We start from the raw sequence: 16,493 nt of genomic DNA, 5'->3' as shown, positions 1-16,493 counted from the left end.
GGCAACGATCCCACCCACCCAGCCGCCCGCCCAGCGGCCGTCGGTCAGTCGTCGTGGGCCACGTGGCGCAGCGGCCGCCAGATCAGGACGACGAAGACCGCCGACCCGGCGAAGGCGAACCAGAACGGCGCGGTCACGCCGAAGTGCTGCGAGAGAACGGCTCCGAACCCGCTCCCGATCGCCAGTCCACCGAACGTCCCGACGGTGTTGACGGCGCCGACCCGGCCCTGCAACCCGTGCGGGACGGCGCGCTGGCGCACGGTGATCGACGTCGAGCCCCAGACGAACGCGTGGGCGCCGAAGACGAAGAACACGGGGAGCGCCACCCACGGGGTCCGGGCCAGCGCGAGGCCGAGGTGGGTGAACGTCTCGACCACCAACCCGATCCGCATGAGGTTGCCCAGGGAGACGTGGCGGGTGATCCAGCCGTAGGCCAGGACGCCGACGATGCCGCCGGCCGCTCCGACGGTGGTCACGAGGCCGAAACCGATCTCGCCGAGCCCGATCCGCTCCCGCGCGTAGAGGACGAGGACCGACCAGGCGGCACCGAAGGTGACGTTGAAGATGAAGATCGTCGCCACGAGGACCCGCACGGCCGGGTGGTGGGCGGTCCAGCGGATCCCCTCCGCGACGTCGTGCCAGGGCGTGGTGCTCGCGCGTTCCGCGTCCCGCGCGGGGAGGCGCATCCGGGCGACGAATACCGCGGCGAGGGCGCAGAGCCCGGCCTGGGCCGCGAACGGGGTCGCGTGGGCGAGGGTGAAGAGCAGGGCGCCCAGCGGTGGGCCGGCGAGCTGGTTCACCGTCACGAAACCCGTCTGGATGCGGGCGTTCGCGACCGCCAGGTCGTCGCGGGCGACGAGGACCGGCAGCAGCGTGCTCGCCGTGTTGTCCGCGAAGACCTCTGCGGTGGCGAGCAGGAACAGCGCGCCGAGGACGAGCGGGATGCCCGCGTTCCCGGTCGCGACGACGACGGCCAGCGCGACCAGGACCAGCGCCCGCACGACGTCGACGGTGAGCACGATCAGGCGCCGGTCGACCCGGTCGGAGAGCACCCCGGCCCCCAGACCGAAGAGCAGGGGCGGCAGCCAGGCCGCGAGCGCGGCCAGCGCGACCGGGAACGCGTCGTCGGTGAGGGAGGCGACCAGCAACGGCCCCGCCGCGAGCGCCAGCCCGTCGCCCAGGTTGCCGGCCCAGCTGGAGGCGATGAGCCAGCGGAAACCCGTCCCGAGCCGGCGGGGGAGGACGGCCTCGACCACGCGGGCGGCGCTGCTCACCCGAGCACCGTGGCACACCCCTCCCGGTGGGGACCAGCGGGTTCTAGGAGGCCCGGCGGTTCCCCCGTCGCCCGGCCCGCGAGCGCAGGTAGTCGTCGACGACGTACTGCCCCAGCCGTTCGGGGCTGGGGGAGAGGACGCGCCCGCCGTTGCGCCGGGCCACGGCCTCGACGAAGCGGCGCAGCCCCGGGTCCTCCCCGAGCATGAACAGGTTGATCGTCGCGCCGAACCGGGTGAGCTGGTCGACCTCCTGCACGGTGGCCCGGATGGTGGCCTGCGTCGGCGGCCACTGGAACACCGCCTCGGGGGTGCCGTAGGTGTCGTCGAGGTGGGCGGTGGGTTCCCCGTCGGTGATGACGAGGACGACGGGTTCGGCGTCGGGGTGCCGCCGGACGTGGCGACGGGCCAGGCTCAGCGCGTGCTGCAGGTTGGTGCCCTGCACGAAGTCGGGTTCGACCTCGGCGAGTTCGCCGACCGTCATGGGCTGCGCGTGCAGCCCGAACCCGATGATCTGCAACGCGTCGTTGGGGAACTTCGTCGAGATCAGGTGCGAGAGCGCCAGCGCCGTCTCCTTCATCGGACCCCAGCGACCCTCGGCGGCCATCGAGTACGACAGGTCGACGCACAGCGCGACGGCGGCCCCCGCGCGACGTTCGGTCTCGACGACCTCGAAGTCCTCCCAGGACAGCTTCACCGCCCCCGTGCGTCCCTGCGCCGCACCACGTTTCAGCGCGTTCGAGACGGTCCGGACGACGTCGAGGGGTTGTTCGTCGCCGAACTCCCAGCCCCGCGTGGACCCGGTCGGTTCACCGCCCGCACCGGCGTCGCGGTTGTCGTGGTCGCCGCGACCACCCGCGTCGAGGCGACCGAGCACGTCGCGCAACGCCGTCTGACCGAGCCGGCGCAACGCCTTGGGGGACAGCGTGAGTCCCTCGGAGGAGCGGGACAGCCACCCCTGCCGCTGGAGCTCGCGCTCGAGGTCGCGCAGCCGGCGCAGGTCGTCGGCGGCACCGCGACCGAGCTGGCGTTCCAGGGTGTCGACGTCGACGTCGTCCAGCGTCGCGCCGGGGTGCTCCTGGCCGAGCTGGTCGAGCAGGTCGTCGAGCTCGGAGATGTCCTGCAGCGCGTCGGCCGCCTCGCCGTAGCCGAGGGGTTCGCTGCCGCGCTGACCGCGGACCCGTTCCCCGCGGGAGAAGTCCAGGTCGGGGCGCAGGGCGCGCAGGTTGTCGTTGAGCTGGGACATCTGCGCCTGGAGGTCGACGTCGTCGCCCATGGCCTGCTGCATCAGCGAGGACAGCTCGTCGCGCTGCTGCGGCGAGAGCGAGCGCATCAACCGCGACGCCGCCGCGGCGCGGCGGGCGAGGGAGTCGACCAGGTCGTCGAGGTTCTCGATGCCCTCCTCGCCGAGGGTGTCGCCGTGCTTGGCCATGAACTCGTCGAAGTCGGCCTGGGTGTCCTCCCCCCGGGCCTTCTTGGCGAGCAGGTCGTTGAGGTCGCTCATCATGTCCTTGAGCGCTTGCACGCTGGACGGGTCACCGCTCTCCAGCGCCTGCTTCATGCCGCGGAACTGCTGGTCGAGCACGTCGTTGCGCAGGCTCTCGAGGATCTGCTGGTACTGCTGGCGGGCCGATTCGCTGGCCCACTGGTAGTCCTCGAGGTCGCGGACGGCCTGGGCGGTGGAGCGGGGGAGCGCGTCGAGGCGGGCCTCGCTGAAGCGGGCGTCGTCGCCGTCGCGGCCGGAGAGCTCGTCGCGTTCGGCGGCGAGGGCCTGGTCGAGCTGGGCACGGGCCTTGGTCAGGGCGCCGTCGAGGTCCCCGCGGCGGGCCGCGTCACGACGCATCCGGGCGGCCCGGGCGCGCAGGTCGTCCATGCCGGAGCGGCCGTCGGGGCCGTTGCGCAGCAGGTCGCGCAGGGCGTCGCGCAGCGATCCACCGCGCAGGACCTGCTGACCGACCTCGTCCAGCGCCGCCCGGACGTCGTAGGGCGGGGCCAGCGGGTCGGGGCCGCCCGCCCACTCGCCGTAGCGGTACCGTCCGCCGCGTCGCCTGCTCCAGCTGTCCCGACCGCCCGCATCACGTCCTGCCACGCCTCAGAAGCTACGTCCGACCTCGGACATCCGCCACGGGCTTCTCGACGGAGCGTCGCCCGACCCCTGATTTCCATGACAGTTTGTCTGGACAAACAGGGTCGTCCGGGTGGCATGATGGGCCGCGTTCGACACCTTGGCGGGAGTCGTCCCGCCGATGACGTCCGAGGAGGGCTTCGTGACCACCACCACCGCCAGCACCACCGCCGACGCTGGTGCGCTGGCCAACCCGTCGTCGCTGCCGATCGTGCAGCACTGGATCTCCGGTGACCTCGCGACAGGGTCCGGCGACCGAGCGGCGGACGTCTACGACCCGGCCACCGGCAAGCGCACCAAGACCGTCGCCCTCGCCTCCCCGCAGGACGTGGACGCCGCCGTCGCCGCTGCCAAGGCCGCGTTCCCGGCCTGGCGCGACACCTCCCTCGCGCGGCGCACCACGATCCTGTTCAAGTTCCGTCAGCTCCTCGACGAGCGCAAGGGCGAGCTCGCCGAGATCATCACCTCCGAGCACGGCAAGGTCGTCTCCGACGCCCTCGGCGAGGTCTCGCGCGGCCAGGAGGTCGTGGAACTCGCCTGCGGCATCAACCACCTGGTGAAGGGCGCGTTCACCGAGAACGCCTCCACCAAGATCGACGTCTACTCCATCCGCCAGCCGCTCGGCGTCGTGTCGATCATCTCGCCGTTCAACTTCCCGGCGATGGTCCCGATGTGGTTCTTCCCCGTCGCCATCGCGGCCGGCAACACCGTCGTCCTCAAGCCGAGCGAGAAGGACCCCTCCGCGGCGAACTTCATCGCCCGGCTCTGGAAGGACGCCGGGCTGCCCGACGGCGTCTTCAACGTCCTGCACGGCGACAAGGTCGCCGTCGACGGGTTGCTGACCCACCCCGACGTCGCCTCCGTGTCCTTCGTGGGTTCCACCCCGATCGCGAAGTACGTCTACGAGACGGGCACCGCGCACGGCAAGCGCGTCCAGGCCCTCGGCGGCGCCAAGAACCACATGCTGGTCCTGCCCGACGCCGACCTCGACCTGGCCGCCGACGCGGCCGTCAACGCCGGGTTCGGCTCCGCCGGGGAACGCTGCATGGCCGTCTCCGCCCTCGTCGCGGTGGACTCGATCGCCGACGAGCTCATCGCCAAGATCAAGGAACGCGTCGCGACCCTGCGCACCGGTGACGGCCGGCGCGGGTGCGACATGGGCCCCCTGGTCACCGGCGCCCACCGCGACAAGGTCACCGGCTACGTCGACGCCGGCGTCACCGAGGGCGCGGAACTCGTCATCGACGGCCGCGAGGTCGTCCCGGACGGGGACGCGGACGGCTTCTGGCTCGGGCCGACCCTCTTCGACAAGGTCGGCACCGACATGTCGATCTACACCGACGAGATCTTCGGGCCGGTCCTCTCCGTCGTGCGCGTCGAGAGCTACGCCGAGGGTCTGGACCTCATCAACGCCAACAAGTACGGCAACGGCGTCGCCATCTTCACCAACGACGGCGGGGCCGCGCGGAAGTTCCGCAACGAGGTCCAGGTCGGGATGATCGGCATCAACGTGCCGGTCCCCGTCCCGGTCGCGTACTTCTCCTTCGGCGGCTGGAAGCAGTCGCTCTTCGGCGACACCCACGCCCACGGCGTCGAGGGCGTGCACTTCTTCACCCGCGGCAAGGTCGTCACCGAACGCTGGCTCGACCCCAGCCACGGCGGCCTGAACCTCGGGTTCCCGCAGAACGACTGAGTCTCACAGGGGGCGCGTCCACACTGGGTGGGTGCGCCCCCTCCGTCGTCACCTGCGGGGTGCCGAGATCGCCCTGGTCTACGCCGTCGTCGTCCTCGTGGTGTTCGCGGCCCTGCAGTTCCAGCCGGACCGCGACCAGGTCGGGTTCGTCCAGGACTCCAGCACCAACCTCGCGAACCTCCGCCGCTTCCCGTTCCGGGTGCTGCTGCTGTCCTCGATCGTCGTCCCCGACGGCGAGGGCCTGCTCATCCTCGTCCCGCTCGTGCTCGCCCTGACCGCCTGCACCCGGTGGCTGGGTCGGGTCCCCACCCTGCTCGCGTTCGGGTTCGGCCACGTCGGCGCGACCCTGACGGTCGCCGTGGTGCTCGTCGCCCAGCTGACCCACGGTCGCCTGGACCCCGGCGTCGCGCACGCCCCCGACGTCGGGGTCAGCTACGGGCTGGCGTGCGTCATCGGTCTGCTCGCGGCCAGGGTGCCGCGACGGGTGCGGCTGCCCTACGTCCTGCTGCCCGCCGCCGCACTCGTCGCGATCCTGGCCCTCGCACCGGACTTCACCGCGGTGGGCCACCTCATCGCCCTCGGGATCGGCCTGACGTTCGCGCTCGTGGCCCACCGGGCCAGGCAGGCTCAGCTGCCGTAGACCGTCCGGCCGTCGTCGAGGACGAGCTTGTCGAGACGCCGCGTCAGGTGCAGGGACTCGAGGACGAACTCGACCCCCGACGCCGCGCGACCCGCGGTCGCGTCCGCCAACCCCAACCGGTCCAGGACCTGCGCGAGCCCCGCGATCGTCCCGACCTGTTCCAGCAGCTTCTCCGCCGGCACCAGGTCACCGGTCTCGACGGTGCGGCCCTCGGTCACGAGTTCGGAGAACCCGGACAGTTCGGCCCCGCCCAGCAGCGAGCGGTAGGTCTCGGCGATCGCGGTGCGCAGCAGGTGCTCGAGGACCTCGACCTCCCGGCCCTCCTCGCCCTGCTCGAACTCCACCTTGCCGCCGAGGACGCTGACGACGGTGTGCAGGTCCCCGACGCGCGCGACCGGGTCCCCGGTCTCACCGGACAACGCGTGCCGACGCAGGGCGGCCGCGGAGACCGTCTCGGCCGCCGCGATCGAGAACCGGGCCGAGACGCCGGAGGCCGGGTCGACGGCGGGCGACTCGCGCACCGCGCGGGTGAAGCGGGCGATCACCTCGAGGAGGTGCTCCGGGACCTCCGCGACGACGTCGGCCTCCTGACGGACGAGGTCGATCTCGGTGGACACCTCCAGCGGGTAGTGCGTGCGCACCTCGGCCCCGAAGCGGTCCTTCAACGGCGAGATGATGCGGCCGCGGTTGGTGTAGTCCTCGGGGTTCGCGCTCGCCACCAGCAGCAGGTCCAGCGGCAACCGCAGCTGGTAGCCGCGGACCTGGATGTCGCGCTCCTCCAGCACGTTCAGCAGCGACACCTGGATGCGTTCGGCGAGGTCGGGGAGTTCGTTGACGGCGAAGATCCCGCGGTTGGTGCGGGGCACCAGACCGAAGTGGATCGTCTCCGGGTCGCCCAGGGCCCGACCCTCGGCCACCTTCACCGGGTCGACGTCGCCGATGAGGTCACCGACGGAGGTGTCCGGGGTGGCGAGCTTCTCGCCGTAGCGCAGCGAGCGGTGCAACCAGGCGACCGGCAGGTCGTCGCCCTCGGCCGCCGCCCGGCGCCGCGAGGCCGGCGTGAGGGGTGCGTAGGGGTGCTCGTTGAGCTCGCTGCCCTCGATGACGGGGGTCCACTCGTCGAGCAGACCGACGAGGGAACGCAGCAACCGGGTCTTGCCCTGGCCGCGTTCGCCGAGCAGGACGACGTCGTGGCCGGCGAGCAAGGCCCGTTCCAGTTCGGGCGCGACGGTGTCCTCGTAGCCGACGACACCGGGGAAGCGGTCCTCACCCGCCCGCATGCGGGCGACGAGGTTGGTGCGCAGTTCCTGCTTGACGCCGACGTGGCGGTGCCCGGAGGCCCGGAGCGCGCCGAGGGTGCGGGGAAGTTCCGCAGGGGGTTCGAGGGGGAGCGTGGGAATCTCACTGGTGCTCACGAGGTGAAACCTACGTCCGGTCGCGACGATGCGCACCGGTGTTCGCGCCCAGCACGGGCTGAGCGGCCCGCCGGGGGGCAGGATGATCCCGTGCAACGCGCTGTCGACCGCCCGGGCAACGACCCGGTCCACCACCCGTCCCGCCCCTACGTGTCGCCGGCGCTGCGCCTCGCGGCCGAGTGGTCCTGGCGGTTCCTCGCCGTCGTCGCCGCGGTCTACGTCCTGGCGAAGGGTCTGAGCTTCGTCAGCGAGATCCTCATCCCCGTCCTGGTGGCGCTGCTCATCACCGCCCTGCTCGGGCCGCTCGTCGGCCGCGCGCACCGTGTGGGGGTGCCGCGTCCCGTCGCCGCGCTCGTGATCCTGCTGCTGGCGCTCGCCATCGTCGCCGGACTCGTCACGCTCATCTCCACCCAGGCCGCCAGCGGGTTCGGCGACCTGTCCGACTCCGCCACCGAGGGCGTCGGCGAGGTCGAGCGCTGGCTCTCCAGCGGCCCGCTGCACCTGTCGTCGTCGTCGATCTCGGGCTACGTCGACCAGGTGGAGACGGCGATCTCCGACAACCGCGACGCCATCGTCTCGGGGGCGACCTCGGTCGCCACCACGGCCGGGCACCTCGTGGCCGGCTTCTTCATCACCCTGTTCGCGACGTTCTTCTACCTGCTCGAAGGCCGTCGGATCTGGTCCTGGTTGCTGCACCTCCTGCCGCAGCCGGCCCGTGACCCCCTCGACGACGCCGCCCGCTCGTCGTGGCTGACCCTCGTGCACTACATGCGCGCCACCGTCATCGTCGCCTTCGTCGACGGCGCGGGAGTGGCGATCGGGGCGGCCATCCTGCAGGTGCCGCTCGCGGTGCCGCTCGGGCTCGTGGTGTTCCTGGGTGCGTTCATCCCGATCGTCGGGGCCCTGCTGTCCGGCATCGTCGCCGTGCTCGTCGCCCTCGTGGCCCAGGGACCCGTCGTCGCGCTGATCATGCTCGGCGTGATCATCCTGGTCCAGCAGGTCGAGAGCCACCTGCTGCAGCCCTTCCTCATGGGCCGTGCGGTGGCCGTGCACCCGCTGGCCGTGATCCTCGCCGTCGCCGGTGGGGCGACCGTCTTCGGGATCGTCGGTGCCCTCTTCGCGGTGCCGCTCGTCGCGGTGCTGAACACCGGCGTCTCAGCGCTGGCCCGCGCCGGGAGACCCACCGAGGAGGTCGCGGAGATCGACGCCTCGGACGCGCCGCTGGCCCCGGACGCCCCCGCACCCAACGACGCCTCCGAGCACCTCGACGACGAGGGCGCGACGGACGTCAAGCGCTGAGTGCGGTCGGTCCCTGCCGCGGGATCGTTGCCTCCCCGAGGTCACCAGACGACCTCGGGGAGGCAACGATCCCACCGGGAGCCGCAAGCCTCAGGCGTGGAACGGCTCGCTGCTGAGGATCTTCACGGGCACCTTCTTGCCGCTCGGCGCGGTGTAGGCGACCTCGGTCCCGGGCTGCTTGCCGATGATCGCCGCGCCCAGCGGCGACTTCTCGCTGTACACGTCGAGACCGGCGCCGTCGCCCATCTCGCGGCTGCCGAGCAGGAAGACCATCTCCTCGCCGGCCAGCTCGACCGTCACGACCGAGCCGAGGGTGACCTCGCCGGCCACCGACGGCGGGGCCTCGCCGACCTGCGCGGTCTCGAGCAGGTGGCGCAGCTGACGGATGCGCAGCTCCTGCTTGCCCTGCTCCTCCTTGGCGGCGTGGTAGCCCGCGTTCTCCTTGAGGTCGCCCTCCTCGCGCGCCTGCTCGATGCGCTTGGCGAGCTCGGTGCGGCCTTCCCCGGCGAGGTGGTCGTACTCCGCCTTCAGCCGGTCGAAGGCGTCCTGGGTCAGCCACGTCACGCTGCCGGTGGTCGTCTCGCTCACGGTCTGCTCCCTGTCACGTGCCCCGGACGGGCCTGGTGCCCCCCCGCAAACAATCGAGCCGCCGGCCCCGCGACCGCGGGAGCGAGCGACTCGAACGGTCAAGCCTAGTCCTCGAAGCTGGACCGCTCCACCGCTACTCCACCGTGCTGCAGGACTCCACGCCCACCGTCACGGCCCGCGACGTCGTCCTGACCTGCACCGACTCCTGGACGTCGCGCTCGCTCGAGGCGGGGACGTCGACCTGCAGCAGCCCCACCTCGGAGGACCCGTCGTCGAGGGCGTGCACCTGGCAGCGCACGGCCGTCCCCGGCTCGCGGGTCACGCTGAAGCGGATCTCGGCGGTCCGGTCGTCGACGATGGTGTGGCTGATCTCCTGGTACGCCGCGCCCGAGGACTGCGCCACCGAGACCCACACGCCGTAGGCGATGACCAGCACCGCGCCGACGATCGCGGCGCCCAGTCGCACCGGGCTGCGGTACCAGCGCCTGCCGGTGCGCCGGGGACGACGTCCGTAGCGTTGCGCGAGCACGTCGGGGGGAAGGTCCCGGGGCGCCTGGCGGCTGGACACGGTGAGCTCCTGGGGTGACGGGCGAGGGTGGTGCTCGCGGGGCGGGACGGATCGGCGAGGATGGACCCCGATCGTCCCACCCGCCCGGCGCGGGAGGGGACGCAGAGGGCGACAGGTACACGGGGAAGAGGGATCAAGGTGGCGGAGACGTTGCGGCTGATGGCTGTGCACGCCCACCCGGACGACGAGTCGAGCAAGGGTGCGGCCTCGATGGCGCGCTACGTCTCCGAGGGGGTCGAGGTGCTGGTCGTCTCGTGCACCGGCGGGGAACGCGGCGACGTGCTGAACCCGCGGCTGAAGGAGAACGCGTCCCTGCTGCGGGACATGGGCGAGTACCGCCGGCACGAGATGGCCGAGGCCGCGCGCATCCTCGGGGTGCAGCACCGCTGGCTCGGCTACGTCGACTCCGGGTTGCCCGAGGGCGACCCGCTGCCGCCGCTGCCGAGCGGGTGCTTCGCGCTGACCCCGGAGGAGTTCACCGTCGACGCGCTGGTCCACGTCGTGCGTGAGTTCCGTCCGCACGTCATGACGACCTACGACGAGTCGGGCGGTTACCCGCACCCGGACCACATCATGACCCACGTCGTCTCCCGCGCCGCCTTCGACGCCGCCGCGGACCCGGCGAGGTTCCCGCAGGCCGGTGAACCGTGGCGGACCTCCAAGCTCTACTACCACGCGAACTTCTCCCGGGCCCGGATGCGCACCTTCCACGAGGCGCTGCTCGCCCAGGGCAAGGAGTCGCCCTTCGCGGAGTGGATCCAGCGCATGGACGACGAGGCGGCGAACCCCGACGCCCCGAAGCGCACCGAACTCGAGATCACCACCCGGATCGAGTGCGCGGACTTCTTCGAGACCCGGGACCGGGCGCTGCTCGCGCACGCCACCCAGATCGACCCCGACGGCTGGTTCTTCGGGGTCCCGATGGAACTCCAGCGCGACCTGTGGCCGACCGAGGACTACCACCTCGCGCTGAGCCACGTCCCCACGACGACCCCCGAGGACGACCTGTTCGCCGGGCTGCGGGACGGCGCGTGATCACCGCTCTGCTCGTGGCGGCGACGCCGTCGCCCACGTCGACGACCACGAAGACGGTCGACCCGAACCTGGTGAACCCCGGGTTGTGGGGTTTCCTGGCGCTGTTCTTCCTGGCGCTCGCGGTGTACCTGCTGGGCCGCAGCATGGCCCGGCGGGTGCGCGCGGTGAACCAGCGCGCGCGCCTCGAGGAGGAGGCGGAGGCCGAACGCGCCGCCGCCGAGTCCGAGGAGGTCGCGGTGCGACGAGCCCACGGCGCCGACGCCCCCGCCGGCGACGAGGAACCCCCGGCTCAGGGCTGAGCCCGCACCACCGTCGCGTGGTCGGGACGGGCCAGGTGCTCCTCGACCGCGGCCAGCACCGCGACGACCGCGCGCGCGGCGGTGACGTCGAGCGGGTCGGCGACCCCGGTCTCCGCCGCAGCGCGCAGCCGGTCCACGGCGCGGCGGAGACCCTCCTGCGGGGTCCCGTGGAAACGGGGCAGTTCGTGCCTGCCGCCCGGTCCCCAGACGGTCGCGGAGGACCCGCCCGTTCCCGGGGGTGCGGTGAGGGTCAGCGACAGTTGCGTGCCGGCGCCGTTCGCGTGTTCCAGCGAGACGGTCACGGCGTCGCGCACGCCCCGTCCGGCGACGACACGGCTCACCGGGCCGAAGAGTTCGTGGGCGATCGACAACGCGTGCGGTCCGGTGTCCCAGGACCCGAGGCTCTCCCGGCGCCACGGGGAGTCGCCGTAGGGGTTCCCCGGGGTGTCGATGCTCCCCGCCCACCGGAACACCCCGCCCTCCCAGGGGCCGTGCTCGTCGGCGAGCCCCCGCATCCGCGCCAGCCAGTCCGTGATGTCCGGCTGGAACAGGTAGGTCAGGTAGGTGATCGAGGCGATGCCCGTCTCCCGGGTCGCCGCGACGACGTCGTCGGCCGCGGCCAGGTCGAAGGCCAGCGGTTTCTCGAGGAGCAGGTGCCTGCCGCGCCGTGCCGCGGCGGCGGCCAACGGGGCCTGGACGTCGGGGGGCAGGGCGATGGTGACCGCGTCGACGGCGTCGAGGAACGCGTCGAGGTCGTCGAACCCGGAGCCGCCGAACTCGTCGGCCGCCGCGCGGGCCTTCACGAGGTCGCGACCGTGGAACCCCACCAGTTCCACGTCCGGGTGCTCCTGCAGCGCCGCGCCGTGACACGTGCGGGCCCAGTACCCGGTGCCCAGGACACCGAAGCGCACCGGCGCGCTCACGGTGCCTCGACCAGTTCGACCAGCGTCATCGTCCGCAGCATCACGAAGCAGATCCGTCGGCCCCCGAACGCGACGGCCGGCACCGGCGGCGAGACCACCCGCGCCCCCACGGCCTGGAACTGCGCGACGCTGTCGTCGAAGGTGGGCGTCTCGTAGGCCTGCTGGTAGATCCGCGCCGGCCCCTTCAGCCACGGGTCCAGCGTCGTGCTGCCCTCGAGGTTGACGAGGAGCTCGACGCGCGGCTGTCCCGGCGCGACGAGGAAGCGGCCCCGGACGCCCTGCATCGGGTCCTCGAAGTCAGGACCCTCCGGGGTGTAGCCGAGGAGCGCGTACCCGGCCTGTTCCCGGTCCAGGTCGCGGCAGGCGACGCCGACGTGGTGGAACGTGAGCCCGGCGACGGGGAGCGGATCGGTCACGGGGCGACGCTACCGGCTGCCCCGGGAGGCGGCCCGGGCCCGGTGCGCCCGCCCTTCCCCGCCGCCGTCGGCGAGCCCGCGGAGGAGGGGCGTGACACCGTGAACCCGTGCCGAACTGCCTCCACCGCTCCACCAGCCCGTACCTGCTCCAGCACGCCCACAACCCCGTCGACTGGCAGGAGTGGGGGCCCGAGGCCTTCGCCGAGGCCGCCGCGCGGGACGTCCCGGTCCTGGTCTCGACCGGCTACGCGGCGTGCCACTGGTGCCACGTCATGGCCCACGAGTCCTTCGAGGACCCCGAGACCGCGGCCGAGATGAACGCCGGGTTCGTGTGCGTGAAGGTCGACCGCGAGGAACGGCCCGACGTGGACGCCGTCCACATGGCCGCGACGACGGCCATGACGGGGCAGGGGGGCTGGCCGATGACGACGTTCTGCACCCCCTCGGGTGAGGTGTTCTACGCGGGCACCTACTTCCCGCCCCGCCCGCACCCGCAGCTCCCCTCGTTCCGGCAGGTCCTCGGTGCGGTCGGCGAGGCCTGGCGCGAACGGCGCGAGGAGGTCCTGGCCTCCAGCGGGCGGATCGCCGCGGCCCTCGGGTCGATGACCCCCTCCGCCGGGGAGGTGCCCGACGCCGACGCGCTGGACCGCGCCGTCGACGCCCTCGCCGCCGAGGAGGACGTCGTCCACGGCGGTTTCGGCGGTGCGCCGAAGTTCCCGCCGGCCATGGTGGTGGAGTTCCTGCTGCGCCACGCCGCCCGGACGGGGTCCGACGTCGCGGCCGGGCTGGCCGAGCGGACCCTCACCGCCATGGCCCGCAGCGGCATGGCCGACCAGGTCGGGGGCGGGTTCGCCCGCTACGCCGTCGACGCCGGCTGGGTCGTCCCGCACTTCGAGAAGATGCTGTACGACAACGCGTTGCTGGCCCGTGCCTACCTGCACTCCTACCGGGCCACGGGTTCCGCGGAGCACCGCCGGGTCGCCGCGCAGGCGTGCGAGTTCCTGCTCACCGACCTGCGCACCCCGCAGGGCGCGTTCGCCGCGTCCCTCGACGCCGACACCCCCGTGCTCGACGCCGACGGCACGGAGCACGCGGTCGAGGGCGCCACCTACGTGTGGACCCCGGGCGACCTCGTCGAGGTCCTCGGCCTCGACGACGGGCCCTGGGCCGTCACCCTCCTCGGCGTCACCGAGCAGGGGACCTTCGAGCACGGCACGTCGACGGCCCGGCTCACCCGGGAGCTCACCGGCGACGAGGCCGTCCGCTGGAACCGGGTGCGGGAACGGCTCGCCGCGGCCCGCACCGACCGTCCGCAACCCGCCCGCGACGACAAGGTCGTGCTGGCCTGGAACGGGTTGGCCGTCGCCGCCCTCGCCGAGGCCGGTGCGCTCCTCGGTCGCCCGGACCTGCTGCTGGCCGCCGACGAGGCGGCCCGCTTCCTCCTCGAGGTCCACCGCACCGACGACGGCTGGCGCCGGGTCTCGCGCGACGGTGTCGTCGGGCGACCCGCCGCCGTCCTCGAGGACCTCGCCGACCTGGCCGAGGGGCTCCTCGCCCTGCACGCGGCGACGGGGGAGCGGCGCTGGTTCGAGGTCGCGCGCGACCTGGGCGAGGAGGTCCTCGCCCGCTTCACCGGGGCGGACGGGTCGTTCCTCGACGTCGCCGACGTCGACCCGGCGCTCTCCGCCGCCCGCGGTGGTGCGGGTGCTCCCTCCGACCCCTCCGACGGGGCCACCCCGTCGGGGACGTCCGCGGCCGCCGGCGCCCTGCTCAGCCTCGGCGCCCTCACCGGCGAGGCCCGGTTCCGCGACGGTGCCCTGCGCGCCCTCGCCACCGTCGGGGTGCTCGCCGCGGCGTCCCCGAGGTTCGCCGGCTGGGGCCTCGCCGTCGCCGAGGCGTTGGCCGACGGTCCCCGCGAGGTCGCCGTCGTCGGCGAACCCGGCGACGCGGGGACCGCTGCGCTGCACCGCACGGCGCTCGCCGGAACCGCCCCGGGACTGGTGATCACCCGCGGGGTTCCCGGAGGTTCCGTGCCGGAACTGCTGAAGGACCGGGGCCTCGTCGGCGGTCTCGCCGCGGCCTACGTGTGCCGCGGCCAGGTCTGCGACCTGCCCCGCACGGACGTCGCGGACCTCGCCGCGGCGCTGGGGGTCAGGCGCTGACCCGGTAGGTCGCCAGCGAGATGGCGACGTAGTGGGCGGCGAAAGCGACGACGGTGAAGGCGTGGAACACCTCGTGGAACCCGAACCAGCGGGGACTCGGGTTCGGGCGCTTCGTGCCGTAGGCGAGGGCACCGAGGCAGTAGAGCAGCCCACCGACGGCCACCAGCACCGCGACGGCCACCCCGCCGCCCCTCCCGAACGCGGGCAGGTACCCGACGGCGACCCAGCCGAGCGCCACGTAGGAGGGGGTGTACAGCCACCGGGGTGCACCGATCCAGAACACCCGGAACGCCACCCCGGCCAGTGCCCCGGCCCAGACCAGGACGAGCAGGAACCGCGCCCTGCCCTCCGGCAGGGTGGCCACCGCCAGCGGGGTGTACGTGCCGGCGATGAGCAGGAAGATGTTGCTGTGGTCCATGCGCCGCAGCACGGCCTCCGCGCGCGGTGACCACGTCCCGCGGTGGTAGACCGCGCTGGTGCCGAACATCAGGGCCGCGGTGAGCGCGAAGACCAGGGCGGCGACCCGGGTCCTCGGGGTCGGGGCCAGGCAGACGAGGGCGGTCCCCGCGACGAGCACCGCGGGGAACGTCCCGGCGTGCAGCCACCCCCGCAGCCGGGGTTTCAGCCTGGCGCGCGCCGCCGCGGTCTCGTGGGGGAGGTCCACCGTCATGTCGCGACGGTACGTGCTGGACCCGTGCCCACGAGACCGCCCGGTGCTCAGGAGCCGAGGGCGGCGTTCATGTTGGCCGCGAACTCCTCGGGGGTGATCGCCAGGCCGAACAGCTTCTCGATGTTGTCGAGCAGCGTCTCGGCCTCGGTGGGGGAGAGCGCCTGGTCCCAGGACTGCTGGAAGGTCTTCGCCCCGGACGCCGTGTCGTAGACGAACTGCAGCCACTTCTCGTCGTCCGACCCGGCGAACATGCTGTCCGAGCCGTTGACGATGGGGACCGATCCGGCCTCCACCCACGCCTTGGCCGTCGCGTCGGTGACCAGCCCCTCCGCGAAGAACTTCTTCGCCGCGGTCTTGTCCGCGTCGCTCGCCTTCGAGGAGAGCGCGTAGTACGAGGACGGGTTGCCGACGGTGTTCGACGGGTCGCCTGCACCGCCCTCGACCGTCGGGAAGGTCGACCAGGCCAGGTTGCCCTTGGACACGAAGTCGCCGCCGTCGGTCTTCATCGACGAGTAGGTCCACGCCCCGTGCAGCATCATCGCGGCCTTGCCCGTGTAGAGCAGGGCCTGGTCGGCGTTGGAGTCGGCCGTGATGGAGGCGAAACCCTTGATGAACCCGTCGGCCTTCACCAGGTCCTGGACCTTGGTCAGGGCCTCGATCGCGGCGGGCTGCGACCAGGCGTCCGGCTTGCCCTCGTAGATCGACTGGAAGAGTTCCGCGCCGCCGATGCGGTCGAAGAGGAACTCCAGCCACATCATGTTCGTCCAGCGCGACTGCCCGCCCAGGGAGAACGGTGCGATGCCCGCTGCGTTGAACACGGGGAGGAGGGCCATGACCTCCTCCCAGGTGGTGGGGATGTCCTTGCCGACCTTCGCGAACAGGGTCTTGTTGTAGAACATGACGATCGGCGAGACGTTCTCGCAGGGGACGGCGTAGATCTTGTCGTCCACCGTCGCGGCCCCGAAGGCGCTCTCGAACAGCTTGCTCTTCAGGTCCGCGTTCTCGCTGAAGAACGACGTCAGGTCCTCGACCTGGGAGGCCTCGACGTAGTTGCGCAGACCGCCGCCGCCCCAGGTCCAGATGATCGTCGGGCCCTGGTTCGCGCCGATGGCGGTCCTGATCTTCGACTTGAACGCGTCGTTCTGGAACGACGACAGCGTCAGTTCGCTGTCGGGGTTCGCCTTGTTGAACGCCTTCACCGAGTCGGTGCGGATCCCCTCGGCGGGCTGGCCGGTCAGGATCCAGATGGTGGCGCCGTCCCCGCTGCCGCTGCTGCCGGCGGCCTGCCCGGGGCCGCTGTCCCCGCAGGCGGCGAGCGCACCGACGCCGAACGGGGCCGCGAGGGCGAGGGTGAGGAGCGAACGACGGGACGTCGTGGCCATGGGGGTC

The 16,493-nt window shown here is 72.6% G+C and carries 15 protein-coding genes; 6 read left to right on the top strand and 9 right to left on the bottom strand.

Annotated elements, in window-relative coordinates; all coding sequences use genetic code 11:
- Nucleotides 1-44 precede the first annotated feature (44 nt).
- Together AC0I8G_RS13485 and AC0I8G_RS13480 are read right to left on the bottom strand one after the other, a co-directional pair.
- The gene (locus tag AC0I8G_RS13485) at nucleotides 45-1,274 is read right to left on the bottom strand and encodes an MFS transporter (RefSeq protein WP_471730359.1); all 1,230 of its coding nucleotides are present in this window, start codon (nucleotides 1,272-1,274) and stop codon (nucleotides 45-47) included.
- 43 nt (nucleotides 1,275-1,317) lie between these two features.
- Complete coding sequence (locus AC0I8G_RS13480) at nucleotides 1,318-3,360, bottom strand: VWA domain-containing protein (RefSeq protein WP_380258876.1); 2,043 nt, start codon at nucleotides 3,358-3,360, stop codon at nucleotides 1,318-1,320.
- 247 nt (nucleotides 3,361-3,607) lie between these two features.
- On the opposite strand from AC0I8G_RS13480, the gene AC0I8G_RS13475 reads away from it, so the two are divergent.
- Nucleotides 3,608-5,089 (top strand): CoA-acylating methylmalonate-semialdehyde dehydrogenase, encoded by a 1,482-nt coding sequence (locus AC0I8G_RS13475; protein WP_471730405.1) that lies wholly within the window; start codon nucleotides 3,608-3,610, stop codon nucleotides 5,087-5,089.
- Nucleotides 5,090-5,120: 31 nt separating this feature from the next.
- Nucleotides 5,121-5,729, top strand: a complete 609-nt coding sequence (locus tag AC0I8G_RS13470) for a rhomboid-like protein (RefSeq protein WP_471730358.1) — start codon at nucleotides 5,121-5,123, stop codon at nucleotides 5,727-5,729.
- Here the strand turns inward: AC0I8G_RS13470 and AC0I8G_RS13465 are convergent.
- A complete protein-coding gene (locus AC0I8G_RS13465) occupies nucleotides 5,717-7,144 on the bottom strand; it encodes a sigma 54-interacting transcriptional regulator (protein ID WP_471730357.1) in 1,428 nt (475 codons plus the stop codon). The two genes, AC0I8G_RS13470 and AC0I8G_RS13465, sit on opposite strands and share 13 nt — an antisense overlap.
- A 90-nt stretch (nucleotides 7,145-7,234) precedes the next feature.
- Between AC0I8G_RS13465 and AC0I8G_RS13460 the strand changes: the two genes are divergently transcribed.
- Nucleotides 7,235-8,443 carry an AI-2E family transporter gene (locus AC0I8G_RS13460; RefSeq protein ID WP_380258868.1) on the top strand — a complete coding sequence of 403 codons (1,209 nt, stop codon included), beginning with the start codon at nucleotides 7,235-7,237 and terminating at the stop codon, nucleotides 8,441-8,443.
- 90 nt (nucleotides 8,444-8,533) lie between these two features.
- On the opposite strand, the gene greA is transcribed toward AC0I8G_RS13460, so the two are convergent.
- Nucleotides 8,534-9,031 carry a transcription elongation factor GreA gene (greA, locus tag AC0I8G_RS13455; RefSeq protein ID WP_328292458.1) on the bottom strand — a complete coding sequence of 166 codons (498 nt, stop codon included), beginning with the start codon at nucleotides 9,029-9,031 and terminating at the stop codon, nucleotides 8,534-8,536.
- A gap of 133 nt (nucleotides 9,032-9,164) precedes the next feature.
- Nucleotides 9,165-9,599, bottom strand: coding sequence for a DUF4307 domain-containing protein (locus tag AC0I8G_RS13450; RefSeq protein WP_471730356.1), 435 nt, complete (start codon nucleotides 9,597-9,599; stop codon nucleotides 9,165-9,167).
- Between the two features lie 138 nt (nucleotides 9,600-9,737).
- Here AC0I8G_RS13450 and mca point away from each other — a divergent pair, with 138 nt between their 5' ends.
- The gene (mca, locus tag AC0I8G_RS13445; protein WP_471730355.1) at nucleotides 9,738-10,634 is read left to right on the top strand and encodes a mycothiol conjugate amidase Mca; all 897 of its coding nucleotides are present in this window, start codon (nucleotides 9,738-9,740) and stop codon (nucleotides 10,632-10,634) included.
- Entirely contained in the window at nucleotides 10,631-10,933 is a 303-nt protein-coding gene (locus tag AC0I8G_RS13440; protein WP_471730354.1) for a hypothetical protein, read from the top strand. The genes mca and AC0I8G_RS13440 overlap by 4 nt, the downstream gene beginning before the upstream one ends.
- On the opposite strand, the gene AC0I8G_RS13435 is transcribed toward AC0I8G_RS13440, so the two are convergent.
- Both AC0I8G_RS13435 and AC0I8G_RS13430 read right to left on the bottom strand, forming a co-directional pair.
- Nucleotides 10,924-11,856, bottom strand: coding sequence for a Gfo/Idh/MocA family protein (locus tag AC0I8G_RS13435; protein ID WP_471730353.1), 933 nt, complete (start codon nucleotides 11,854-11,856; stop codon nucleotides 10,924-10,926). The two genes, AC0I8G_RS13440 and AC0I8G_RS13435, sit on opposite strands and share 10 nt — an antisense overlap.
- Entirely contained in the window at nucleotides 11,853-12,272 is a 420-nt protein-coding gene (locus AC0I8G_RS13430) for a VOC family protein (protein ID WP_471730352.1), read from the bottom strand. Before AC0I8G_RS13430 ends, AC0I8G_RS13435 begins: the two co-directional genes overlap by 4 nt.
- Before the next feature lie 107 nt (nucleotides 12,273-12,379).
- On the opposite strand from AC0I8G_RS13430, the gene AC0I8G_RS13425 reads away from it, so the two are divergent.
- Nucleotides 12,380-14,434, top strand: a complete 2,055-nt coding sequence (locus AC0I8G_RS13425) for a thioredoxin domain-containing protein (protein ID WP_471730351.1) — start codon at nucleotides 12,380-12,382, stop codon at nucleotides 14,432-14,434.
- Here AC0I8G_RS13425 and trhA read toward each other — a convergent pair.
- Nucleotides 14,424-15,104 carry a PAQR family membrane homeostasis protein TrhA gene (gene trhA / locus AC0I8G_RS13420; RefSeq protein ID WP_380258854.1) on the bottom strand — a complete coding sequence of 227 codons (681 nt, stop codon included), beginning with the start codon at nucleotides 15,102-15,104 and terminating at the stop codon, nucleotides 14,424-14,426. The genes AC0I8G_RS13425 and trhA overlap by 11 nt on opposite strands.
- Before the next feature lie 47 nt (nucleotides 15,105-15,151).
- Nucleotides 15,152-16,486, bottom strand: coding sequence for an extracellular solute-binding protein (locus tag AC0I8G_RS13415; protein ID WP_471730350.1), 1,335 nt, complete (start codon nucleotides 16,484-16,486; stop codon nucleotides 15,152-15,154).
- Nucleotides 16,487-16,493: the final 7 nt, after the last annotated feature.

It is taken from the genome of Kineococcus sp. AC630, from assembly GCF_979255925.1.
This window is presented reverse-complemented; position numbering and strand designations above follow the sequence as displayed.